This window comes from Pedobacter faecalis (genome assembly GCF_030182585.1).
Lineage (GTDB): Bacteria > Bacteroidota > Bacteroidia > Sphingobacteriales > Sphingobacteriaceae > Pedobacter > Pedobacter faecalis.
On sequence record NZ_JARXOW010000001.1, the window covers coordinates 451977 to 475971 of the forward strand.

15 protein-coding genes and 1 other RNA gene are annotated in these 23995 nt (G+C 48.3%); 4 read left to right on the forward strand and 12 right to left on the reverse strand.

Annotated elements, in window-relative coordinates; translation table 11 throughout:
- Window positions 1–17: 17 nt before the first annotated feature.
- The 9 genes from QEP07_RS02025 to QEP07_RS02065 all read right to left on the reverse strand — a co-directional run bounded on the left by QEP07_RS02025 (window position 18) and on the right by QEP07_RS02065 (window position 13644).
- Window positions 18–1442, reverse strand: coding sequence for a RagB/SusD family nutrient uptake outer membrane protein (locus QEP07_RS02025; RefSeq protein WP_285008290.1), 1425 nt, complete (start codon window positions 1440–1442; stop codon window positions 18–20).
- 9 nt (window positions 1443–1451) lie between these two features.
- The gene (locus tag QEP07_RS02030; protein WP_285008291.1) at window positions 1452–5027 is read right to left on the reverse strand and encodes a SusC/RagA family TonB-linked outer membrane protein; all 3576 of its coding nucleotides are present in this window, start codon (window positions 5025–5027) and stop codon (window positions 1452–1454) included.
- Between the two features lie 208 nt (window positions 5028–5235).
- The gene (locus tag QEP07_RS02035; protein ID WP_285008292.1) at window positions 5236–6339 is read right to left on the reverse strand and encodes a FecR family protein; all 1104 of its coding nucleotides are present in this window, start codon (window positions 6337–6339) and stop codon (window positions 5236–5238) included.
- Between the two features lie 94 nt (window positions 6340–6433).
- On the reverse strand, window positions 6434–7009 hold the full coding sequence (locus tag QEP07_RS02040) for an RNA polymerase sigma factor (RefSeq protein WP_285008293.1): 576 nt from the start codon (window positions 7007–7009) through the stop codon (window positions 6434–6436).
- Window positions 7010–7061: 52 nt separating this feature from the next.
- Window positions 7062–9344: a catalase/peroxidase HPI gene (gene katG, locus QEP07_RS02045; RefSeq protein WP_285008294.1), complete on the reverse strand. Its 2283-nt coding sequence runs from the start codon at window positions 9342–9344 to the stop codon at window positions 7062–7064.
- A 126-nt stretch (window positions 9345–9470) separates the two neighbouring features.
- A complete protein-coding gene (locus QEP07_RS02050; RefSeq protein WP_285008295.1) occupies window positions 9471–10868 on the reverse strand; it encodes a baeRF7 domain-containing protein in 1398 nt (465 codons plus the stop codon).
- A gap of 113 nt (window positions 10869–10981) precedes the next feature.
- A complete protein-coding gene (locus QEP07_RS02055; protein WP_285008296.1) occupies window positions 10982–11620 on the reverse strand; it encodes a DUF6266 family protein in 639 nt (212 codons plus the stop codon).
- A gap of 211 nt (window positions 11621–11831) precedes the next feature.
- A complete protein-coding gene (locus QEP07_RS02060; RefSeq protein ID WP_285008297.1) occupies window positions 11832–12596 on the reverse strand; it encodes an SDR family NAD(P)-dependent oxidoreductase in 765 nt (254 codons plus the stop codon).
- A 133-nt stretch (window positions 12597–12729) separates the two neighbouring features.
- The gene (locus QEP07_RS02065) at window positions 12730–13644 is read right to left on the reverse strand and encodes a helix-turn-helix domain-containing protein (RefSeq protein WP_285008298.1); all 915 of its coding nucleotides are present in this window, start codon (window positions 13642–13644) and stop codon (window positions 12730–12732) included.
- 121 nt (window positions 13645–13765) lie between these two features.
- On the opposite strand from QEP07_RS02065, the gene QEP07_RS02070 reads away from it, so the two are divergent.
- Together QEP07_RS02070 and QEP07_RS02075 are read left to right on the forward strand one after the other, a co-directional pair.
- The gene (locus QEP07_RS02070; protein WP_285008299.1) at window positions 13766–14608 is read left to right on the forward strand and encodes a VOC family protein; all 843 of its coding nucleotides are present in this window, start codon (window positions 13766–13768) and stop codon (window positions 14606–14608) included.
- Window positions 14609–14669: 61 nt separating this feature from the next.
- Window positions 14670–15323 carry a PAS domain-containing protein gene (locus QEP07_RS02075; protein WP_285008300.1) on the forward strand — a complete coding sequence of 218 codons (654 nt, stop codon included), beginning with the start codon at window positions 14670–14672 and terminating at the stop codon, window positions 15321–15323.
- Between the two features lie 67 nt (window positions 15324–15390).
- Here QEP07_RS02075 and QEP07_RS02080 read toward each other — a convergent pair whose 3' ends face one another.
- On the reverse strand, window positions 15391–17619 hold the full coding sequence (locus QEP07_RS02080) for a GH92 family glycosyl hydrolase (RefSeq protein ID WP_285008301.1): 2229 nt from the start codon (window positions 17617–17619) through the stop codon (window positions 15391–15393).
- Between the two features lie 130 nt (window positions 17620–17749).
- Here QEP07_RS02080 and QEP07_RS02085 point away from each other — a divergent pair, with 130 nt between their 5' ends.
- Window positions 17750–18277 (forward strand): D-glycero-alpha-D-manno-heptose-1,7-bisphosphate 7-phosphatase, encoded by a 528-nt coding sequence (locus tag QEP07_RS02085; RefSeq protein ID WP_285008302.1) that lies wholly within the window; start codon window positions 17750–17752, stop codon window positions 18275–18277.
- 1 nt (window position 18278) lies between these two features.
- Here the strand turns inward: QEP07_RS02085 and fsa are convergent, their stop codons facing one another.
- Together fsa and ffs are read right to left on the reverse strand one after the other, a co-directional pair.
- Entirely contained in the window at window positions 18279–18944 is a 666-nt protein-coding gene (fsa, locus tag QEP07_RS02090; RefSeq protein ID WP_256005977.1) for a fructose-6-phosphate aldolase, read from the reverse strand.
- 56 nt (window positions 18945–19000) lie between these two features.
- Window positions 19001–19100, reverse strand: an RNA gene (ffs, locus tag QEP07_RS02095) — signal recognition particle sRNA small type.
- A gap of 381 nt (window positions 19101–19481) precedes the next feature.
- On the opposite strand from ffs, the gene gltB reads away from it, so the two are divergent.
- A complete protein-coding gene (gene gltB / locus QEP07_RS02100; protein WP_285008303.1) occupies window positions 19482–23993 on the forward strand; it encodes a glutamate synthase large subunit in 4512 nt (1503 codons plus the stop codon).
- Window positions 23994–23995 lie beyond the last annotated feature (2 nt).

The following is a 23995-nucleotide window of genomic DNA, read 5'->3' on the forward strand; positions in this document are numbered from 1 at the left end:
GTAAAATCATTTTGTTTTTAATCGCGCGGGTTAGGCTTAATCTCCGGATTGATCTGGATGTATTTTGTTGCTATCGGTAGTATCCACTTTTTACTGGTTGGTCCCACGGTAATGGTCTTCCCGTTATATGTCCTGGTTACAGAAATACCGTCCTGATCCAAAAGATTATAGCGTTTTATATCAAACAATCGCTCTGCATCCGCAGCCATTTCGCGACGGCGCTCAGCTTTTACAAACCGGAGCAGCGCTCCCGGGTCGGAAATGTTTATATCGGTATAATTTGCCGGCTTAAAGCGCTTCTTCCTCAGCTCATTAAGATCCTTATTGGCTTCTGGTATGTTACCCAACCTTGCGTTACATTCGGCATGGATTAAAAGCAGTTCCGAGGTACGGACGCCGGAAGACGTATTGTTTGCGACAAGTTGTGCAGCGTAAATGGTACCCTCTGCATTGCTGCCCAGAATCAAATGATTTCGAACCGTACTGTACCATTCTTTTCTCAGATCACCCGTTTCGTAGAGGTTGAGCAGTTCGCCGGAGACAGCACTGAGGAACAGCCCGCCCTGATCCTTGTACCAAATGATCTCCGGATCATTAACCTGGTTCGGAAACACACGAACGCCCGGCGCGAACATCGACATGGGATCTGTATTAATATCCCTGATCGTACCCTGCAATTTCAATGCGCTCTCTGCTGCGGCGAGCGCATCGGAATATTTTGCCTGGTACAGATAAGTTCTGGCAAGCAGTCCGAATGCCGCAGCCTTTGAAGGCCGGAACTGCAATGTCCCCGGCTGTTTATCCGCAAGGTTCTGCGTGCCAAAAGTCAGATCAGCAATAACCAGGTCGTATACCGCTTGTACCGATGCCCTGGTAAGGTCTACGTTAGAGAGCTGAATACCCTCCCTTATCGGTACACCCAAATCACTGCCTGCGGTAGCAGCGTTATAGTGTGGCGCATACATGTTTACCAAATGCAGGTAAGCATAAGCTCTGTGCAGGCGGGCTTCCGCCTCCAGTAGTGATTTCTCGGCCGACTGGCCAGCTATATCTTCCAGCCCGTCCAGAATCACATTAGCTACGTAAATATGCTGGTAATAGCGGTTCCAATCAAGATCGTCCTCTGTCGGCCCATAAATTGCGTCTTCAAACATATAGGCTCTTACCTCATAATCCTGCTTAAACAGTGCAAGCATAAGCTCAGGCGTAAGCGTTGTATTGTCTGTCATCAGCGCCGTACTCTGGTGTTTCGCCGATAAACCAGAGGTTACTGAACCACTGGCGGCTGCCGACACAACGTTATCCAGGATCAACCTGAAATCGGCAAGGGTAGAGGGAATTACGATGCCCCTCGGCTTTACGTCCAGGAACTCCTCGCGTTTGCACGATGCAAACACTAGCACCGCGAATAACATCATGGTTGTATAAATACTTTTTTTCATAGCTGTAGATTAAAATGAGATCGAAACATTCAAAGTGTAGGTTGGTGTCACCGGAATAAAGTTGCTCTCCGGGTCAACATCCCATTTGTTAAAATTCCACACGGCAAGGTTGTCGGCCTGCAAACCAATCTGCAAAGCAGTCAGGCCCAGGCGGTCTGTCATCTTCTTGCCCAAACTGTATCCCAGGTTCAACTGACTCAGGCGGATAAACGAAGCATTGTCGACAAATTTATCCGCGTCCCGGTAGTAATCGTACCCGGTCGACTGCTGCCTGTCTGCAAGTGTAGGAAGTGCAGGAATATCTGTAAAATGCTCATCGCCTGGATTTTGCCAGCGTTGATTAAAGTCGGCCGCCACGTTCGACCATGGCGCCTTTACAGACACAGCCGGGATGTATGTCACGTTATTATTCCTTGCATAGCGAAACACATGTCCCGCCTTAAAGGTGGTCAGCGCCCTCACATAAAGGTTGCGGTAAGAGAAACTATTGATCCAGGAGCCATAGAACTTTGGAATGAGCGAACCATGTTTAACCAGTGCTTCGGTACTGTTAATGAAAGTTTTGACATCTACGATCTGACCGAGTTCGTTCGCAAACTGCGGTGCGCCCTTGCCATCCAGCCCTTTATACTGGTAACTGTAGATGGTACGCAAAGCCGCTCCCGACTCAGCAACGGTCCCGTTTACGTATTCAAATATCTGCTTATTGGGTACATCCACCTTTTTGAGCGTATTCTTATTTACGCTGAAGATTCCGGTAGTATAATAGCTGAACTGGCTGTTTTCAAGCACTCTGAACCGCAGGTTTAGGTCGAAGCCCTCATTACGGAGCGTGCCATTATTAATCAGCGCTCCGGTTACGCCAAGCGTGGGGTTCAACGTCGTAAAGGCCAACAGATCTTCACTGTTTTTTACATAGTATTCCGCGCTTCCGCTGATAAATCTGTTAAACAAGGAAAAATCTGCGCCAACATTCAGTGTCCGTGTTTTTTCCAGGCGAAGTTCAGGGTTAGGAACACTTATGATATCGGCACTCATGCCGTTGAAAGGAGGGAAGCCACGCTTAATCTTAGCCTGTAAAAAGGGACTGGTGCTGCGGTCTACGTTACCATTCGTACCATAGGTGGTCCGGAACTGCATATCATCCACCACCTCGCTGCCTTTCAGAAACTCGTTATAAACGTTCCACTTGAAGCCAAAAGAGTACAGGGGGATGTTTTTGTACTTGTCGGACGTGCCGAACAAGTTGGTGTCATCCAAACGCGTACTGGCCGAAACCGTATAACGGTTGTCGTACGTATAGGCACCATTGGCATAGTATGAAATAAAGCGGTTTTCGATATACTCATTGATAGAGTTAGGCGGAACCGTGGTGATCGTCGTCAGCGAAACAGCGGGGGTTACAGTTGGCCTGTAATCTGGTCTGATAGAAGTAAGCGACTGTTCATTAAAACCGTATTTCCTGTCGGTAGCCCGGTCGAACAGCGTTTTACGCACTTCGTAACCTGCTATAGCGACCACCTGATGCTTGCTTTCGCCGAATGATCTGTCGAAGTTCAGCTGACTGCGGAAGGTGTGCGCTCTCTGATTACGCAGGTCTGTATCGAGGATAGCCCCTGGATCGATGTTGTATCCTGAAACGACACCATTAGTCAGTTTACTGAACATATTTACCCGTGAGCGGGTAAACAGCGTTTGCTCGTTGTGCAGGTCCGAGGTATTCTGCTGCGCCCATTCATATTGATATTTCATACTGAAATCAAGGCCCTTCATAAAGTTATAAGTGGCACCGGTCTGCAGGCGCAGCGCTGTTTCGCGAAGCGTATTGTTTGTGTTTTCAAGTTCCTGCTTAATATTGTAAGTCCAGGCATATGGAAAGCCGCGCGATAACGCCAGGTCTGAACTTTGTTTGCCAAAACTCAATATGCTCTCCATAGGCACATAATTTCCCGATTCGTCCAGGATGCGGCCGTTTAGAGGCACGTTATTGAGAAAGGTAGTATGGGTATTAACACCTACAGAAGGTATGCCGTCGGCGGTGGTTGAAGCCGGAAAATTTTCCTTCGACTGCGAAAAATTGAGTGATCCGTCGATCTTCAGGCGGCTAACCGGATTAAAGGTGTTTGCAAAATTTAGCAGGTACTGCCTGGCGCCGGTTGTTACAAACTCTTTGTCGTTCCCGTTATAGCTTGCCGAAGTTACAAAGTCATAGTTCTTGCTGCCACCAGATACCGAAACATTGTACTGTCGCCATGCCTCGGTTTGCTGAATTAAATCCCGGTATTCTTTTCGTATATCCGTATGGGCAAGGTCTTGCAGGCGACTTTCAGCCTCTTCAGCAGTAATGTCCCCCCGGTCGCGCAGCAACAGAGTTTCACCCACCGGGTTCAAGACCCGGCCAGAGCTGCCGCTCAGTACGCCGGAGTATAACTGCGAAGCAAGATAATAGCCACCCACTTCATACATGGCCCTGTGGTAGGCTACCTGTGTAGCGGCATCGCCAAGGGGCACGGCAAAAAGATCTGGCTTCGGGGTAAATGCAGTGTTTACCGACCCGCTCACATTGAGCTTCCCATTCCTGGCGGCCTTCTTGGTGGTAATCACGATAACACCGTTGGCTGCCCGTATACCCCATATCGATGCGGCGGAGGCATCCTTTAGTACAACGATGCTCTCCACATCCGTCGTATTGATCGTATTCGCACCTTGCTCCACCGGAAATCCGTCTACCACAATCAGCGGATCGGTGTTTGCCCTTATCGAACTAAGTCCCCTTATAATAAAGCGTCCGTTGGCATCTGTGGTTACACCGGCTACTTCACCTTCAATCTTTGAAAATACGTTCTGACTGATCTTCCGGTCGAGCGTCTGCTGGTTAATTCGTTCAAATGAACCGGTCGCACGTTCTTTCGGCAGGGTCTGGTAGCCTGTAGACACCAGTTCAACCGTGCCGAGCTCAATGCTGGTCGGTTTCATCTGCAGGTCGTAACTGTTTTGCCTGCCAACCGTCAGCTCTGCTTCCATAAACCCCAGATAGCTGAATACCAGTATTTCCCCCTCATCAGCTTTAATTTGATAGGTCCCGTCAGCTGCACTTAATGTTCCTCGTTGCGTTCCCTTTACCAGGATGGTTACGCCGGGCAGTGGCTGACCTTTATCGTCGGTAACGCGCCCGCGTATATCAATTGACCTGAAACGGGAAATCAAATTATCGAGCAAGCTCGCTTCCCGTGTTTTCAATGTCACTGTGTTGTTTTCAATGTCGTAGCTGATCGGCTGTTTTTCGAAAATCTGTTCCAGCACGAGGCGGAAGTCCTTGTTCCTCACATCGATGCTAACGAGTCTGGCCTTGTCCAGCACATCGCCGGTGGCAATGAAATTGTATCCGCTCTGCACCCTCAGTTCGTTGATCACCGATTCGAGGGAAGCGTTCGACCTGGTCAGACTGATTTTTTGAGCAAAGCCAGTAGCGCTGACCTGCACGATGGCGACAATTAAGATTACGGTGGTTAGTCGCATAATGAGCCAAATTTTACGGGCATATGCGCTCAGCATACCCCAATGAGTAGTATCTTTTTTATACATTTGTTTAGCTGGTTTTAGCAGTATGCCTTGTGTCTCGAAATCATTGGGCAACTGCGGTTAAACGTTGATTGAAATAAATTAGCGGGTCCGGCTTTCAGACCAGTTCCCTGCACAAACGGGGAATTGGTTCTTTACTTCTTCCGGGGGCTGGTTTAGCCGCACTTTTGTAGTTTTTCTTTCATGTGGTGTTGTTTGGTTGTCTAATCAGTTAATTATCCCTTACGTAAATTGTTCTTCCTTCAATGCGGAAGCGTGCATGTCCCGTCTTTTCCAGCGGGCGTAAAACCTCCGATACATCGTTGAACCGAGATACTGAACCCCAGAACAACTCAGACGGAACCTTTCCCTCGTATACGACCTCCACATTGTACCAGCGGGAGATCATACGCATAATTTGTCCGATGCTGAGGCGGTCGAAAGCGAAATTGTTGTCTTTCCAGGCCGTTGCAAGTGCCGTATTTGCTGTTGAAATGCTGACTGTACCGTTACGATTGGTAGCCTGCTGACCCGGAACGAGCATTGCGCTGCTACTTCTGTCGGCCAGCTTCACACTGCCCTCAATAAGCGTGGTCCTGATCACGGGTTCGTCTGCATAAGCGTTTACATTGAAAGCCGTGCCGAGTACTTCCACCTGCTGCGATCCGCTTTCCACGATAAAGGGCCGCTTTTCGTCCCTGGCTATTTTAAAATAGGCCTCTCCGGTCAATCTTACCCGTCGTGTATCTGCACCAAGAGCGGCCTGATAAGTAAGTTCAGAAGCAGCATTCAGCCAAACTTTCGACTTGTCAGGCAGCGTGAGCTCAAAAGATTCGCCCCGCGCTGTGGTCAGCTTGTTTAACTGGCCCTTGCCAAAATCATGACCTATGATTTCGTAAGCAATTCCGCCATCGGCGGTCTTGGTAACACGGATGCCGGCCTCTTTTGCAATTTCACCTTCAGCGGCCTCATCCAGGCGGATCTTCCTGCCGTCAGACAGCGTAAGCGTGGCGCCGGTTTTTCCAGGCTTGATGTGCTTCGCCGATAGGCGGTTTTCAGAGATTTGCGATCTGTTGGCCTGATAGTAGAAGAGTCCGACCACCAGCATCACTATAGCCACAGCTGCAGCCATCCACCGCGGCCATAATGGTATATGTTTGGCGTAGCCGGGCAATTGCGACCTGATGGTGGCCAGTTGCACAAGTTTTTGCTGGTCATTCAATCCCGAAACATCGGGTACTTCAAGCGCATCATACCATTGCTCTACGATTTCCCGTTCGGCAGCGTCTGCTTCGTCGTTCAAATATTTGTGTAGTAGTTTCTCCGATGATTTCATCCAGGGGCAACATGCCTTTATCTGCCATGTTCATACCTAAGACAAACAACGCGGGCCATACAAGTATTGCACTTGAAAAAAAACTGCAAAAAAATCAGGGAATAAGAAAAACGATGAAATACAACTTACCAAGCTTCTGCCGCAGTACCTTTAATACATTGGTCATTTGCTTGGCTACTGTTGTTTCAGAAGTACCTAGTTGCGCAGCAATCTGTTTATGGGAAAGACCCTGGTTGCGACTCAGATCGAACACCTGCCGCATCCGCGGTGGGAGCGCGTCGATCTCCTTTTGTATTTGTGCCGCAAATTCGGCCTCGCGTATCTGCAGGTCTATGAGGTAATTGCCCTCACTGATGAATTCTTCAAGTGAGTCGAGGTAATGATGTTCCTTCCTGCGCTTATAGATCAGGTTTAGCGAGCGGTTTCTGACTGCTCTGAAGAGATAACCGGGAAGCCCTGTCGTGAGGTGTAGGGCTTCGCGTTTATGCCATAGTTCGGTAAACAGCTCCTGAATAACGTCTTCCACATCCTGCGCATTGCCAAGTTTCTTATAGGCGTGTTGCTGCAGTGGCGACTTAAACCTGTCGTATATTTCCAGATAAGCGGAATGATTTCCTTGTCGCAGTAATGCCACAAGTTCCTCCTCGCTGTATGTAGAATATTTCGCCATTGGCCGCATGTTGCGTTATACGGCCAATGATAGCGAAATAATTCCTAAAAAGCTATTTTGCCTGTTTCAGGTCAAACCTGTCAAGGTTCATTACTTTAGTCCAGGCAGCAACGAAGTCACGGACAAATTTGCCATCCGCATCGGCACTGGCGTAGACCTCGGCTACAGCACGCAGTTCTGAGTTCGATCCGAATACCAGATCGGCACGGGTCGCCGTCCATCTTAGCTCTCCTGTACTGCGATCGCTTCCCTGATAAAGTTCTTTATCTGGGCCAACTGCCTTCCATGCGGTGCTCATGTCGAGCAGGTTCACAAAGAAGTCGGTACTCAATACGCCTGGTCTTGAAGTAAATACACCATGTTTTGAGCCATCGTAATTCGCTTCAAGAACACGTAATCCGCCTACCAACACCGTAAGCTCAGGCGCCGTAAGTGTAAGCAGTTGGGCCTTGTCAATGAGCAGCGCTTCAGTAGACACGCTTGAAACGGATCTCCGGTAGTTGCGGAAGCCATCGGCAGCCGGCTCTAAAAAGCTCACAGAGTGCACATCAGTTTGGTCCTGGGTAGCGTCTGTACGGCCCGGACTGAAAGGAACGCTGATTGCGTGACCAGCCTGCAGGGCGGCTTTTTCTACCGCGGCACTACCGCCAAGCACGATCAGATCGGCGAGGGATACCTTTTTTCCGGTCAACTGCGCAGTATTAAATTCCTGCTGAATGCGGGTCAGCACATCAAGCACTTTTTGCAGTTGAGCCGGGTTGTTAACCTGCCAGTAGCGTTGAGGCGCCAGGCGGATGCGTGCACCATTAGCACCACCACGCTTGTCGGAGCCCCGAAAAGTAGAGGCCGAAGCCCATGCGGTAGAGATCAGTTCGGAAATGCTTAATCCTGATTCGAGGATCCGTGCTTTCAGGTCGTTGATATCCTGCGCATCGATCAGTACATGGTCGACCGCCGGAACGGGATCCTGCCAGATCAGTTCTTCTGCAGGTACATCCGGACCGAGATACCTTGACCGCGGGCCCATATCCCGGTGCGTAAGTTTAAACCACGCACGTGCAAAGGCATCTGCGAAGGCATCCGGATCTTCCAGAAAGCGGCGCGATATTTTTTCATAAACCGGATCAAAGCGTAACGACAAATCGGTGGTGAGCATGGTAGGAAAGTGCTGCTTTGAACCGTCATGGGCGTCAGGAATGATACGTTCAGCGTTGGTTGCTATCCATTGATGTGCACCGGCCGGACTCTTTGAAAGCTGCCATTCAAATCCAAACAGGTTTTCAAAAAAGTTATTGCTCCACTGCGTAGGTGTTTTGGTCCAGGTAACCTCCAAACCGCTGGTAATTGTGTCTGCACCCTTGCCTGTACCATAATTGTTTTTCCATCCTAGTCCTTGCATTTCCAGATCTGAGGCTTCCGGTTCATTGCCCACATGGGCCGATGGTGCAGCACCGTGGGTCTTACCGAAACTATGTCCGCCGGCTATAAGCGCAACAGTTTCCTCATCGTCCATAGCCATACGGCCAAAAGTATCCCGGATGTCCTTAGCGGCTGCGATAGGATCGGGGTTGCCATCCGGACCTTCGGGGTTTACGTAAATCAAGCCCATCTGCACTGCAGCAAGTGGTTTTTCCAGATCGCGGGAGTGTATTTTTCCATCGGCGTCATCATCAGACACCAGCACCGAGTGCGGCGCTACACCCTCAGACCCGTGCGAATATCGCAGATCGCCGCCGAGCCATGTTTTCTCTGATCCCCAGTAAACATCCTCCTGAGGCTCCCATACATCGGCACGACCTCCAGCAAAGCCGAAAGTTTTAAAACCCATGGATTCCAGCGCCACGTTGCCGGTAAGGATCAGCAGGTCGGCCCAGGAGATCTTGCGCCCATACTTTTGCTTGATAGGCCAGAGGAGCCTGCGGGCCTTATCCAGACTGACATTATCCGGCCAACTGTTCAGCGGGGCAAATCGCTGCTGTCCGGCACCGGCACCGCCGCGACCATCGTGCACCCGGTATGTACCAGCACTGTGCCAGGCCATCCGGATGAATAAAGGCCCGTAATGGCCAAAATCAGCCGGCCACCAATCCTGCGAGTCGGTCATCAATGCATTAAGATCCTGCTTCAATGCTTCCAGATCAAGCGTTTTAAACTCCTCGGCATAGTCGAAGTCCGGATCCATAGGGTCCGACAGCGACGAATGCTGACGAAGAATATTTAACTTAAGCTGATTGGGCCACCAGTCGCGGTTACGAGTACCGCCGCCGCCGGCATTCTCCTTCATACTACCGTTATGGAACGGGCATTTACTGATGTCTTGTGATTCGTTTTCCATGATTATGATTTTACTGAATGATCAAATGAGTTAAGCATTCTAATGTTGCATCATAAAATTACCTGAAATGGAAACGAATCACAAAACATTAATTTCTATAGCGTTATAGTTTAAAACTATAAGCCGTTAAAAGCGCATTGTGGCAGCCATCACAGCTTCCCGTGGCATCTTTTCGGTGTTGAGTACATGCACGGTACCGCCGTTCTGGATCACCTTAATGGCAGACTGGCCAATCAGGCACACGTCTCCAGGCTGGCGCTCGTCATGAATCTCCAGGCGGTTTTCCATCTCATCAAAGCTCCCCCAAATATGTGCATCGCGGCAGATAAACAATGTGGACACCTTGCCATAATAACTGGCCGGGATTACCGACTCGGGCATAGAAGAGGTGAGTGAGGTGGCGATCTGGTTATAATAATTTTCAAGCGCTTTACGTACAGGCTCGTCAAAGTAAGGTTTTACGATCGGGTATACCTCGGCAAACAGCTGATGTTTGTCTTTATAATCCGGATTGCCGCCTATTGAAGTTTCAGCAATATGTTTGTAGCGGCTTGCATCACGATAGATAGGGATCAGATAATCCACGCCGGCTAAAACAAGAGGCGCATGCTCATCGTGCAGCTGTTCGCCGAACAGTGTGCGGTCGACCTCCTTGAAATAAAGCGCCACATTTTCTTTGTCTTCGGGCTGACCAGGATCATGTCCGTGGAAGCTGGCGCCGCCTTTTCCTCCACCTCCCTGACGGAACAGCTGCTGTCCGCCCTTCTCTTCAAAGTGAACCACGTCGGCCACACCGTTGGGTAAGCCCGGTACGTCAACCTCCTCCATACCGAAGCAGTCGCCCTGGAAGAATTTTGCGTCGTGCTTACTTAGCCCAAGCAGGAAGAAGTGATGATCGTGCATCGCATTGAGCAGGGGAGTTACCATAAAAACAGGGCCTGTGAACTGTTCTTCCTTCACGGTATAGGGCAAAGTTACCGCCTTAAAATAGCCATCGGAAATAAATACGGCCAGGCCTTTCGACTGCCGGTTCCATATGGGTTCGGCCCTGTAGAACTCATAAGCTGTCCGGAGCAGCCGGTCCGCCTCGCTACTGCCCAATCCCAGACCTGCCAACTGTGCTTCCACATTTTGCAGTCCGTTTTTGTACCGTATGGCATCCTGTTTCTCGTTTACTGCTGCGCCCGACTGATGGGTGGGCAGGAACATCGAAATACAATGTTCTGCGGCATGGCCCGACAGCTCGTCGAATAGTTCGCGGGTAAGCATATCCATTTCCGGAATTTCCATATCCGCTGTTTGTGCCGAAGGGGAGCCTCCGCCGTTTCGTTTAATATGCCTGTTAGGGTTATTAATACGAATACTCGCGGCAGGCTCCTCATTCTCATCGAGGTACTTTTCGGTGATCTCGATGTCGCGTTCAGGATTGCTGCTTCCGAAGGCATCGCTTAACTGGTGGCCTTCCCGGCCGTTCCCTGAGGGTTTTCCTTTTAGCGGTGTAAAACCGTTCTTGTTCTTCGCCATAATCTTTCAATTAATAATCCATAAAAAGAACAAGACGGCTGGCAATCGGGTTTTTACGGTAAATACTTAAAGCTACCGTAAATATACGTGAAAGTGCGCGATGCTAAGACGGGCTATCCGGGAACTTCCAGTACACCAAGGTACTGCGTGTTGCTCTGCATGCTCCGGTCACTAGCTACGAAACCAATATACACATGTACGGCCTTACCTTTAAAGTGGTTAGAAAGATCGACCTCATAATAGCCCTGGTTTCTGAAAGGACCTTCCAGCCCGATCTTAATTGCCTTAAAATCATTCAGGTCATAGATAAGCACCATCAGCTGGTCGTAACGGTATCGCCATTCGAGGCTTGCTGTATTCCAACTGATCCGCAGGTTTAGGCCAGTCGCAAAGCCCATAACCGGGGCCAGAGCACCCGGCAGGTTGCCTCCGCTAAACCTAAGAAGGGTGGGATCAATATAAAAGCCCTCCGCCTCACTAATAAGTGCAACTTTCCTGGTGTACGATACTGCAGCGCGGTAACCACCCGTTTTGGTGTAGTAGTTTTTGAAGCCTACCTTCAGCAAATCCTTGATCGGCAGCAGGTGATCCTGCACCATCTTGAATTTTTCGTGGTTACGCCTTTCCGCTGCTGTGTAACGCTTTGGTCTTGGTAATGCCCGTATGTGCGGTTCATTGTTCAGGTAATACCCCACTGCAGGTCCGATTTTTCCTTTCAGGCCTCCCAGGAGACCATTGATTAATTTTGCCATCTTTTTTTATTTTAGTGAATAAATATTAACTTCAACTAAGTTACCATTTAAATTTCACCCGACAAAATTAACTGTAGTACCGCATTAACCTGAGCATAGGATGCCATTAGGCTCCTGATCAACTGACAATAAGTTTCCGATCTTGTGAGTACCCTATTATGACCCTATTAGCACCTTATTACGACCCTATTCCGGTAAAACGACATGGTGGCTAAATCAGGGTTCCGCCCGAAACCTCTATACGCTGGGCATTGATCCATCTGGCCTCTTCGGTGCATAGAAAGGCGACAACGCCGCCAATATCTTCAGGTTGGCCCACCCGCCCTAATGCGGTAACCCCGGCAATGTGTGCGTTCATGTCCTTATCGTCCCGTACCCGGCCTCCGCCAAAGTCTGTAGCAATTGCCCCCGGAGCCACAACATTTGCAGTGATGCGGCGCGGACCAAGCTCTTTGGCCAGGTAGCGGGTAAGCACTTCAATTGCCCCCTTCATTGAACCGTAAGCAGAGGAGCCCGCAAAAGCAAACCTGGCCAGTCCGGAAGAGATATTTATGATGCGGCCCCCATCATTAAGTAAAGGTAAAGCTTTCTGTGTCAAGAAGAAAACCCCTTTATAGTGAATGTTAAGTGCGGTATCGAACTGTTCCTCAGTGGTTTCGGCAAATGGAGCGTAAAGCGCTGTTCCGGCATTGTTGACCAGAAAGTCGAACCTGGAAACGCCGTATGTCTGGTTAAGATAAGCCGACACTTCTTCATAAAAAGGATCGAAGGATTTAATGTCGCCGGTATCCAGTTGAAAGGCCGAGGCCTGTGGCCCTAATGCCTTAACCTCTGCCACAACCTCATCGGCTGCTGCCTTATTGCTGTGATAGGTAAACAAGACGTCGATGTTCTGTTTAGCCAGATTAATGACCATGTCTTTGCCAAGTCCGCGGCTGCCGCCGGTTACCAAGGCTATTTTGTTTTGTGCTGCCATAACTATAATGATTTTTTATTGCACAAATATCCGCAGGGATGTATGCTGGCAGTTTGTACCGATCAATCGGATATTTGCAAAATTCAAATCAATGTGCAGTAATCATGTTCAGCACACGCAAGCTTTGCACAGCTCAGTTTCTGAAACTAATGGGAGCGAGTGAGGTTTGCTTTTTAAAGAAGTTAGAGAAATGTGCAACCTGCTCAAAACCCAGACAATAAGATATCTCGGAGATATTCCAGTCGGTTTGCTTCAGCAGGATTTTAGCTTCCTGAACAACACGTGTTGCAATCAATTCCGTTGTCGTTTTTCCGGTGTTTTCCTTTAAAACTTTATTTAAATGGTTTACATGCACCGCCAGACGGTCGGCATAATCCTTTGCTGTTCTAAGATGGATGCTTTGATTGGGCGACTCGATCGGGAACTGCCGTTCGAGCAGCTCGATGAAAAGTGAAGATACTCTGGCAGAAGCCGAATGAGCGGGGTACATCACTAAGGCAGGTTGTAATTTCTGACCGTAGTGAATCAGTTCGAGCACATAGTTCCGGATAAGGTCATATTTATAAAGATAGCTGGATGATAGTTCTTTATGCATTTTTGCAAAGATGGCTGCGATGGCTTCGGCATCCTCGCTGCTCAACTGGAGCACCGGGTAGCCGCCTGGCTGAAAGATAGGGAGCTGATCCAGTACTACCCCGCTCTTGTTTGCTACGAGGAAGTCGGCGGTAAATATGCAGAAGCTCCCGCTTTGATCCTGATCTAAGGGCACATAGTTGTACGGAATCTTGGGCGTGGCAAACAGCAGGGCGTTGCTGTCTATATCGATTACCTTATCGGCATATTCTGCTTTGTTTCGGCCGCGGATCAGGCTGATCTTGTAGTAGGCCCGCCGGTTGTACGGCATCACTGCCTTTCCATTTCCAGCCTTGATCAGGTCTGAGATATTGAAGACGTTGAAATGACCTATTTCACGGCTAATGCCTTCGGGAACCAGAAAAGCATGCTCTTTATAAAATTCCTCGATGGTTGTGGCTTTTAGTTTTTCCATTGCGAAAATCAAATATAGAAAAAAGGTGTCGCAAATCACCCCGTATTTTGACAGCATTGACCAGTACCTCGGGGCACACATCCTGTTTACATTTGTGCTTATTGAATTAAATTTTAAGCGTATGAAAAATGCGATTTACCCTTGTTTGTGGTTTGACGGTAATGCAGAGCAGGCCGCCCGGTTTTATTGTTCACTGTTTAAAAACTCCTCGCTAAAGCAATGTACCCCGATGGTAACCAGCTTTGAACTGGAGGGGCTGATGTTTATGGGCCTGAACGGGGGACCCATGTTTAAGCCTAATCCTTCGGTGTCGTTTTTCGCAACAGTTGAGACGGAAACGGAGCTGAGAAGTATATGGAATGCGCTGGCAGAAGGAGGGATGGTGTTGATGCCGCTTGATAAGTACGAATGGAGCACGCTTTATGGCTGGGTGCAGGACAGGTATGGCTTTAGCTGGCAGCTTAGCCTTGGCCGGGTGAGCGATGTGGGACAGGCGATCGTTCCGCTGCTGATGTTTTGCGGTGAGCAGCAGGGACGGGCGGAGAAGGCCATAGCTTTTTACACTTCGGTATTTCCTGAATCAGCCGTAGAACTTGTGGCGCACTATGCCGAAGGGCAGACCCAGGTTGATGCATCGGTTGTCCACGCGCGCTTCCGGTTAAACAACACGCCGTTTATGGCTATGGATAGTGGGGTAGCCCAGCCATTTACGTTCAGCGAAGGTGTATCGATGGTGATCAGTTGTGATACGCAGGAGGAAATCGATTATTACTGGAATGCATTTACGGAAAAAGGACAGGAAAGTATGTGCGGCTGGTGTGCTGATGAATTTGGCATGTGGTGGCAGGTGGTACCATCGATCCTTGGCGAACTGATGAGTGATCCGCATAAAGCGCAGCATGTTGCCGGTGCCCTGATGAAGATGCGGAAGCTGGACATTGCAGCCCTTGTTTCGGCCGGATAAAGGAGGCGGGCTATTTTAAGTTGATCAATAAAATGGTATATTCATTGAAAAATGATGGACCATGCTAAACTTACACGATACCCGGCGACTGTATAATTTACCGCCGTACGCGCGGCAGGATCTGAACAATTATGCAGAGGAGTTGAACGACACGATGCTGCTGATGAGCCAGGCGCAGGAACTTGCACGCTTCGGCAACTGGTCGTGGGATATCATCAATAACAGGGTTACCTGGTCTGATTCGCTTTATGATATATATGGCTTGGACAAACATCAGTTTAAGGCCACGTTTGAAGGTTATCAGGAACTGCTGCATCCGGATGACCGCAAAATGGTTTACGACAAGATCCAAAGGGTATTGTCGACCCATGAAGACACGCAGTTTGACGAACGCATTGTACGCCCGGACGGTGAGATCCGCTTTCTCCGTTCCTGGGGCAGGCTGAAATGTGAAAATGGTGTGCCGCAAAAAATGATCGGCGCCTGCCTTGACATTACCGAAACAGAAAAGCAAAACCGGCAGCTGCGCGATATTGCCTGGGCACAGACCCATCTGGTGCGTGCGCCGCTGGCGCGGGTTTTAGGTATCGTGGAATTGCTTAATGCGCAGGCAGGTAATACGGCAAAAGAAACGGAACTGCTGAATTATCTTAATACTTCTGCCAAGGAACTGGACGATGTGATCCGCGATATTATTAAGAAGAGTTTAACTTAGTAAAAGAAATAAGGCCGGTATTACCGGCCTTATTTCCTTATTTTTTTCAGTAGCTGATAAGGCATGTCTATTTTGTAAGTACCTCGATCTTGCCGCCGGTTTTAAATAAATCATGCGGCACAAAATAACCTTTGTGCGTTTTACCGTTAACTTTTATGCCTGTAAGCGCACGGCCTTTTCCAGGTTTGCTTATCGTAAGCACCTTTCCGTTCTCTGAGGTCCATTTTACTTCGTCGAACAGCGGAACGGTTACGAGATATTCAGGATCGGTGGCCGAGAAGGTATAAAGACCAAGTGCCGTAAATGCGTACCAGGCCGACATCTCTCCGGCATCGTCCATGCCTGAATAGGCCAGACCTTCCGGACCAATACCGTAAAGGTTGTTCATGATATGATCCAGCATCTTCTGCGATTTTTCGGGCTTATTGATGAAGTAGTATGCGAAGGGAGCCTCGTGATCTGGCTGGTTACCGTGACAGTATTGTCCAACCATCGTCTCCACGTTTCTCGCGATGTGCTTAGGGTTCCATGGAACGGTAAACAAAGAGTCAAGTTTAGATTCGAAACCTTTCGGCCCGCCGTACAGCTCAATAAGTCCGGGCATATCGTGCGGGGCAAAGAAGGATACCTGCCAGGCATTTGCCTCGCGGTACATGTATTCATAGTATGGATACTGGGGGTTAAAGTTCTTGATCCATTCACCATTCTCCAGTCGCCCGCGCATAAACCTGGTCTCCGGATCGAACATATTCTTATAATTTTTCGAGCGCTGCATCAGGCTGCGGTAGTTGGCGCTATCACCAAGAACCTTAGAGAGCTGCGCTAATGAATAGTCGTCATAAGCATATTCCAGTGTTTTAGAAACGCCGGCTTTTGCCTTGGTTTCTACATGAGGGTTTGCAATATCGGGATCGGAGATATAGCCTTTTTCGATATATTCCTTGATGTGTGGACGTGCCCCACCTTCAACATTAGCGTTCTTTAAGAGGATCTCGTAAGTGCCTTTCACATCAAAGTCGGTAATTCCGCGCAGGTAGGCCCCTGCAATGGAGGAGGCGCCATGATCGCCGTGGAAAAAGGTTGGAATGAAACCGGTTTTGTCGCCAACGTCTTTCATGGACTTGATCACGTCCAACGTAACTTTTGGTGAAATAATACCCAGAAAAACGTCTTTGTTGCGATAGGTATCCCAGAGCGAGGGTTCCGTGTAATAGTTGAAGTCGGCCTTGACAACATTACGCTTGCGGTCTACATACTCCCCGTTTACGTCGCTGCGCAAGGCTGGCCAAAGCAATGAACGATAGAAGCAGGAATAGAACATTTGACGTTGTTTATCGGTACCGCCCTTTACCTGTATCTTGCTAAGTACTTTTTCCCATTCCTGAGTGGCTTGCTGATGTATGGTCTCGAACGATTTGCCTCCGATCTCTTTCTCCAAATTTTCTTTAGCATTTTCTGTACTTACAAAAGAGATTCCGATCTTCATTTCTACGGGACCTTTACCCGCGTCGGAGAGCAGGACACGCGCGTAGCCGCCGGCTTTGCCTTCATCGGTTTTTTCAATCTTCTCAATATTGGTATTCAGGATGGCGTAAAAATAGATGCGTTCGCCGGGACGCTGCGATCCCTTTATGACATTGCTGCCTTCCTGTTCAATGTTCCAGTCGGATATCCGGTTGTTTGAGCGGCCGAGGTCGAAAATAACTTGCCGGCCCGTATTGTTCTCGAAGGCATAACGGTGGTATCCGCAGCGCAGTGTTGAAGTGAGGCTTACGTTAACTTTGTAATTGTCGAGATAAACCTGATAGAAACCAGGGGCAGCACTTTCCTTTTTATGGGAAAATTTTGATCCGAATTCTTTTGGATTCCGGCTGCGACCTTCGATAGTATTGTCGGAAGCGGCAATAACTGCTTTAGCCTCTTCGATGCCACCGGCCCAGACAGGCATTACCGGAATATTGCAAAGGTTCCAGTGGCCTTTGTTGGTATGCGTGAAGCCATAAATAATGTCATCTTCATACTCATATCCTGCTCCCGAGCCATACTCGGTCATAGGGCTGAGTTGCACCATGGCGTTTGGCATGGAACTCCCGGGAAATACCAGGCCAGCCCAGGAGCGCCAGTCTTTCGGCAATTCATAACCAAGGATAGCGGGATCGGTAAGTGGTGCAGTACCAATAAAGGTGTTTACGTATTTGGTGTAAATGGGCCGCTGCTGGGCCTGACTACCTAAAGTCATGGCACTAAGCATCGCTACACCTGCTAAACTTGCAATTCTTGTAATCTTTTGTTTCATTTTTGTTAAGAAATCTTGTGTGCGTATCCAAATATAGGAATTGAATTGGCATTAACTCTACACAGTGTGCCAGCCTAGTCTAGAATTATTGTTACATTCACGCCCTTGAAACAACGATAATCTGATTTTAATGAACAAAGCTGTTTTTCTGGACCGAGATGGCGTCTTGAACCGCGAACTATACGATTACATCTGCAGACCTGAAGATTTTCACGTACTGGAATATCAGATCCCACCGCTGAAAAAATTATATGATGAGGGTTACATGCTCATTATCATTACCAACCAGGGCGGTATCGCCCAGCAGCGTTACTCGGAAGAAACGCTGGCAGAAATGCATCAGACGCTGTTTGGGAGATTTGCTCAGCAGGGCGCTACGATCACCCACGCTTATTACTGTCCGCATCATCCAACGGTTTCCGGCGAGTGTGATTGCAGAAAGCCGAAGCCGGGCATGCTGAAAGAAGCAATAGCCAGGTATAATATTGATCCTGAATTATCGGTGATGATTGGTGATAAGCCTCGCGATGTGGAAGCTGCTAATGCTGCGGGCGTCCGCGGCATTTTGATTGAGCCGGACGAGCAGATTGACTATGAGATCGTTAAAGAGGTGTTGGCAGGCTCTGAGTTTGCCAACACCAGTAAAGATTTCCGGTAGATTATTTACCTGCTTCGGCAGCTTTCTTATGGTCGGCCAGGAACTGGGCCAATCCAGTATCAGTTAGCGGATGCTTTAGTAATGCGGTAATCGCGGCTAGTGGCCCGGTGATCACATCGGCACCGATTTTTGCACAGTTAACGATATGCAGCGGCCCGCGGATCGATGCAGCCAGGATCTGTGTTTTGTATCCATAGTTATCAAATATGACACGTATATCTTCTATGAGCTGCAACCCGTCTGTTGAAATGTCGTCGAGACGTCCGAGGAAGGGGGAAACATAGGTGGCGCCTGCTTTTGCTGCAAGCAATGCCTGGCCTGGTGAAAAGATTAACGTACAGTTGGTACGGATGCCTTTGGATGAAAAGTGTTTGATGGCTTTGATGCCGTCTTTGATCATGGGTACTTTAACCACGATCTTAGGATTAAGCGCTGCAAGTGCTTCACCTTCCTGAACGATCTCGTTATACGTAGTGGCAATAACCTCGGCGCTTACATTATCGTCTACAATATCACATATCGCCTTATAATGAGCCGTTACATTAGCATCGCCGGTGATGCCTTCTTTTGCCATGAGGCTTGGATTCGTGGTTACGCCATCCAATACGCCAAGGTCCTGAGCCTCTCTGATCTGATCTAGGTTGGCTGTGTCAATAAAAAATTTCATATGCTAGTTATGGGGTTTTAAATCAAAAAGAATAATGTTTACCCAAGGAAGAAAAAAATGGGCAAGCACCTCTTATCGCATCGCTACAACCTTCTACCCTTGCTGCGTTCCCACCCTGGGGGAGTTCAAAGGGAGCTGATCGTAAAAGACTTGCCCGGCACAAATGTAGTAAAAGACATCGATCTGCAAAGGGTGAAATTACATTTAGTTGTGAAGTAGGGGGCTCATGCCGGCTAACAAACTGATCATAAATTAATTGGATTTTTAAATATTTTCTGCGATATTGTTTATCCAAATTATCGTTTTCGCTCCTGGTACGGTTACCGGAAGCCTTATGCAAAATTATTCTAAATTGCAGATTTGTGATTCTGTCATTTTTATGCGATGTAATTTGCTAATATTACAATATGGGTTCGTATTTTTTTAAAACATCCGGATTTTTCCTAAAAAACATGCGAATATTATAATTCATGGAATTTATTTTATATCTTAGTGTCAGAAATACACTATACCAAACTAAATATTTTAAACGGACTTATGGAACAAAAACAAGATAACCAAGGGTTATACGACCAGCGTTTTGAGCACGATGCATGTGGTATAGGCTTTGTAGCCCATATTAAGGGAAGAAAGTCTCAGCAGATCGTTTCGGACGCCATAACCATTCTTGAAAATCTTGATCACCGCGGAGCATGCGGAGCCGAAATCAACACAGGGGACGGTGCGGGTATCATGATTCAGATACCGCATGAATTCCTGTATGATGAGTGTCTGAAGATCGGGTTCAGCCTGAACGAATCTGGAGACTACGGCGTCGGAATGCTTTTCCTGCCAAAAGATGTGAAGGCAAGAGAGGAATGCAGGGAGATCATTTACCGGGCGGCTGAGAAACTGAACCTGGAGGTACTTGGCTTTAGAAAAGTACAAACCAATGCCGAAGGTATTGGTGCTATGGCACTTTCGGTTGAGCCGGAGATGGAGCAGGTTTTTATTGGCAGACCGCATGCGGTATCTGCAGGCGCTGACTTTGAGCGCAAACTGTACGTTTTTAAAAACTACCTGACTAAAACCATTAACAGTACGGTAAAAGGAATAAATGGCGGCTTTTATATTGCTTCCTTTTCTTCGCGTACCATCGTATATAAAGGTCAGCTTACCTCGATGCAGGTTCGGACTTATTTTACCGAGCTCAGCGATAAGCGCGTTGTGTCGGCTTTCGGTTTGATCCACTCGCGTTTCGCGACCAACACTTTTCCTTCATGGAAGTTAGCGCAGCCGTTCCGGTATATTGCGCATAACGGCGAGATCAATACGCTGCAGGGTAACCTGAACTGGTTCCGTGCGAGCGTTAAATCTTTCGCTTCGTCTTATTTTACACAGGAGGAACTGAATATCTTGCTCCCGGTTATTGATGAAACCAATTCGGATTCAGGCTGCCTGGATAATGTTGTTGAGCTCCTGCTTCATTCAGGCCGTTCATTACCACATGTACTTATGATGCTTATTCCTGAGGCATGGGATGGCAATGAGGATATGGATGATCTGAAAAAAGCGTTCTATAAGTTTCATGCTACGCTGATGGAGCCATGGGATGGTCCGGCCGCCGTATCATTTACCGACGGTAACCTGATCGGTGCTACACTTGACCGTAATGGTTTGCGTCCCCAGCGTTATGCCATTACTTCGGATGACCACGTGATTATGGCTTCCGAAGCTGGTGCTGTTGCTCTGGATCAAAGCAAAATCATCGAGAAAGGCCGCTTAACGCCGGGCAAGATGTTCGTGGTAGACATGGAGCAGGGAAGGATTATCAGTGATGAGGAGATAAAACAGAAAGTATGCGGCAACAAACCGTATGGCGACTGGATCAATAAGTATCAGATTAGACTGGAGGAGCTTCCTGAGCCGAGACTCGTGTTCAGCAATTTGTCTCAGGAGTCGATCTTCAGATATCAGCAGGTGTTTGGTTACAGCCGTGAGGATGTTGACCTTATCCTGAAGCCTATGGCCAAGGAGGGGAAAGAACCTGTTGGTTCAATGGGTACGGATATACCTCTTGCAGTTCTCTCGCAAAAGCCCCAGCATCTTTCTTCTTATTTTAAGCAGTTATTTGCGCAGGTAACCAACCCGCCTATCGATCCGATCCGCGAAAAGGTAGTGATGAGCCTGGCTGGTTTTATGGGCAATAACGGCAACATCCTCGAAGAAAATGCGATGCAATGTCACTGTGTTGGCATAAAGCATCCGGTGCTTACTAACCTTGAACTGGAGAAACTGAGGAGTATCGACACTGGTGTGTTTCAGTCTAAGACTCTGCAAACTTATTTCCGGGCTGATGGTACACCGGGTGCCTTAGAACGAGGTTTACAACGCTTGTGCCGCTACGCCGTGGATGCAGTTGAAGATGGCTTCCAGGTTTTGGTGCTTTCTGATCGTGCGCTCGACTCGGAACATGCTGCCATCCCGTCGCTGCTTGCTGTTTCGGCTGTGCATCACCATTTGATCCGCAAAGGTTATCGCGGTGCTGTAGGTATTGTTGCTGAAGCAGGTGATGTGTGGGAAGTGCATCATTTTGCTACACTGATAGGTTTCGGTGCAACGGCCGTAAACCCATACCTGGCATTGGAAACGATCACTGGTTTTGAACAGGAACTTCAGGAGAAATCTGAAAAACTGATCAAGAATTATATTTACGCAATCAATAACGGCTTGCTGAAGATATTCTCTAAAATGGGTATCTCGACCCTGCAGTCTTATCACGGGGCTCAGATTTTTGAGATATTGGGCATTAATAAGAGTGTGGTCGATAAATATTTCACTGGTGCGGTATCTAGGATCGGCGGACTTGGCCTGGATGAAATTGCCAAAGAAACGCTGATTAAGCACAACCGCATATTTAAAATGGCTAACCGTCCGGATGCCATTTTGCCAACAGGCGGTAACTACAAATGGAAGCGCAAGGGTGAACAGCACTTGTTTAACCCCCAAACGATTCATTTGCTTCAAAATGCGACACGCAAAAATGATTACAATACGTATAAGCAATATTCTAAGCTGATCAACGACCAGACCAATCAGGCCTATACGATTAGGGGATTATTTGAGTTTAATTATAACCGCCCTGCTGTCCCTCTCGAAGAAGTGGAACCGGTTGAGAATATTCTGAAGCGTTTCGCTACAGGAGCGATGTCTTTCGGGTCAATTTCTCATGAGGCGCATTCTACACTGGCCATTGCGATGAACCGTATAGGTGGAAGGAGCAATACCGGCGAGGGTGGTGAGGATGAATTGCGTTATGAGCCACTGCCAAACGGTGATTCGATGCGTTCTTCTATTAAGCAAATTGCTTCTGCCCGTTTTGGGGTAACAAGTTATTATCTGACTAACGCCGATGAACTGCAGATCAAGATGGCTCAGGGTGCCAAGCCGGGTGAAGGTGGACAGCTTCCGGGTCATAAAGTGGACGACTGGATTGCCAAGGTACGTCACGCTACACCTGGTGTTGGTTTAATTTCACCTCCGCCGCATCACGACATCTATTCCATTGAGGATTTAGCGCAGTTGATCTATGACTTAAAAAATGCCAACAGACAGGCACGTATTAACGTGAAACTGGTATCGAAAGCGGGTGTCGGCACCATTGCAGCAGGGGTGGCCAAGGCACATGCTGATGTTATTCTTGTTTCAGGATTTGATGGTGGTACGGGCGCTTCTCCGCTTACTTCTATACAGCACGCTGGCTTGCCATGGGAGCTTGGTTTGGCAGAGGCACATCAGACACTGGTAAAAAACAGGTTAAGGAGCCGTGTGGTATTGCAGACTGACGGACAATTAAAGACGGGAAAGGACATTGCCATTGCTACCTTGCTTGGTGCCGAGGAGTGGGGTGTTGCTACTGCAGCGCTGGTGACCGCAGGTTGTATCATGATGCGTAAATGCCATCTGAACACTTGTCCGGTAGGTGTGGCTACCCAGGATCCGAACCTTAGAAAACTGTTTACGGGTGAACCTGATCATGTGGTAAATCTGTTCCACTTCCTTGCTCAGGAATTGAGGGAAACCATGGCTGAGCTGGGCTTTAGAACGGTTGAAGAGATGGTAGGCCAGGCAGACATGCTGAAAGTACGCCAGATTGATCAGGCGGAATGGAAACAGAAGGACCTCGACTTCTCCGCGATCTTGTTTAAAGCGCCGGATAATGGTTTAAGCCTATACAAAACCGAAGATCAGGACCATGGCATCGAGGGTGTGCTGGATCATCAATTGATCAAAGCGGCTCAGCCTGCGTTAGCTACCAAAGAACCGATCTACGCGGAATTCGATGTAAAGAATACGGATCGATCAATAGGTACGATGTTGTCTAATGAAGTTTCTAAGGTGTATAAAAGCCAGGGACTTCCGGCCGACACTGTAAACTTTAAGTTTAAAGGTTCTGCCGGACAGAGCTTTGGTGCTTTTGCTACGAGAGGTATCTCGCTGCAGCTTGAAGGTGAGGCTAACGATTATGTAGGAAAAGGTCTTTCAGGCGCACGCTTGTCTATATATCCTTTCGCCGAAGCGAAATATGTGCCTGAACAGAACATTATTATTGGTAACGTAGCGTTGTATGGTGCCACCTCGGGTGAACTGTATGTACGCGGACAGGCCGGTGAGCGTTTTGCTGTGAGGAATTCCGGTGCAACCGCGGTAGTTGAAGGCTTGGGTGCACATGGTTGTGAGTACATGACCGGGGGCGAAGTGCTGATCATTGGTGACACAGGAACTAACTTTGCAGCTGGAATGAGCGGCGGTATAGCTTGGGTATACGACGTGAAAGGGGATTTTGCCAGCAAATGCAACAAGGAAATGGTTGATCTTGATCCGCTTGATGAGCAGGATGAGCTGCGCATTGCGCACCTGTTGAGAATGCATGTGCAGCTGACCGACAGTAGCGTAGCGAAGTTTTTACTGAGCGACTGGTCGACACAGTCGGCCCGCTTCATCAAGGTATTCCCTAAAGAATACAAGGCCGTATTAATGAATAGAACGAACAAACTGACAATATCTTAAGT

What these genes read in the sequence shown, in the direction of transcription:
- QEP07_RS02025 (WP_285008290.1), bottom strand. Translation starts at nt 1,442, where the DNA reads ATGAAAAAAAGTATTTATACAACCATGATGTTATTCGCGGTGCTAGTG.
- QEP07_RS02030 (WP_285008291.1), bottom strand. Translation starts at nt 5,027, where the DNA reads ATGTATAAAAAAGATACTACTCATTGGGGTATGCTGAGCGCATATGCC.
- QEP07_RS02035 (WP_285008292.1), bottom strand. Translation starts at nt 6,339, where the DNA reads ATGAAATCATCGGAGAAACTACTACACAAATATTTGAACGACGAAGCA.
- QEP07_RS02040 (WP_285008293.1), bottom strand. Translation starts at nt 7,009, where the DNA reads ATGGCGAAATATTCTACATACAGCGAGGAGGAACTTGTGGCATTACTG.
- katG (WP_285008294.1), bottom strand. Translation starts at nt 9,344, where the DNA reads ATGGAAAACGAATCACAAGACATCAGTAAATGCCCGTTCCATAACGGT.
- QEP07_RS02050 (WP_285008295.1), bottom strand. Translation starts at nt 10,868, where the DNA reads ATGGCGAAGAACAAGAACGGTTTTACACCGCTAAAAGGAAAACCCTCA.
- QEP07_RS02055 (WP_285008296.1), bottom strand. Translation starts at nt 11,620, where the DNA reads ATGGCAAAATTAATCAATGGTCTCCTGGGAGGCCTGAAAGGAAAAATC.
- QEP07_RS02060 (WP_285008297.1), bottom strand. Translation starts at nt 12,596, where the DNA reads ATGGCAGCACAAAACAAAATAGCCTTGGTAACCGGCGGCAGCCGCGGA.
- QEP07_RS02065 (WP_285008298.1), bottom strand. Translation starts at nt 13,644, where the DNA reads ATGGAAAAACTAAAAGCCACAACCATCGAGGAATTTTATAAAGAGCAT.
- QEP07_RS02070 (WP_285008299.1), top strand. Translation starts at nt 13,766, where the DNA reads ATGAAAAATGCGATTTACCCTTGTTTGTGGTTTGACGGTAATGCAGAG.
- QEP07_RS02075 (WP_285008300.1), top strand. Translation starts at nt 14,670, where the DNA reads ATGCTAAACTTACACGATACCCGGCGACTGTATAATTTACCGCCGTAC.
- QEP07_RS02080 (WP_285008301.1), bottom strand. Translation starts at nt 17,619, where the DNA reads ATGAAACAAAAGATTACAAGAATTGCAAGTTTAGCAGGTGTAGCGATG.
- QEP07_RS02085 (WP_285008302.1), top strand. Translation starts at nt 17,750, where the DNA reads ATGAACAAAGCTGTTTTTCTGGACCGAGATGGCGTCTTGAACCGCGAA.
- fsa (WP_256005977.1), bottom strand. Translation starts at nt 18,944, where the DNA reads ATGAAATTTTTTATTGACACAGCCAACCTAGATCAGATCAGAGAGGCT.
- gltB (WP_285008303.1), top strand. Translation starts at nt 19,482, where the DNA reads ATGGAACAAAAACAAGATAACCAAGGGTTATACGACCAGCGTTTTGAG.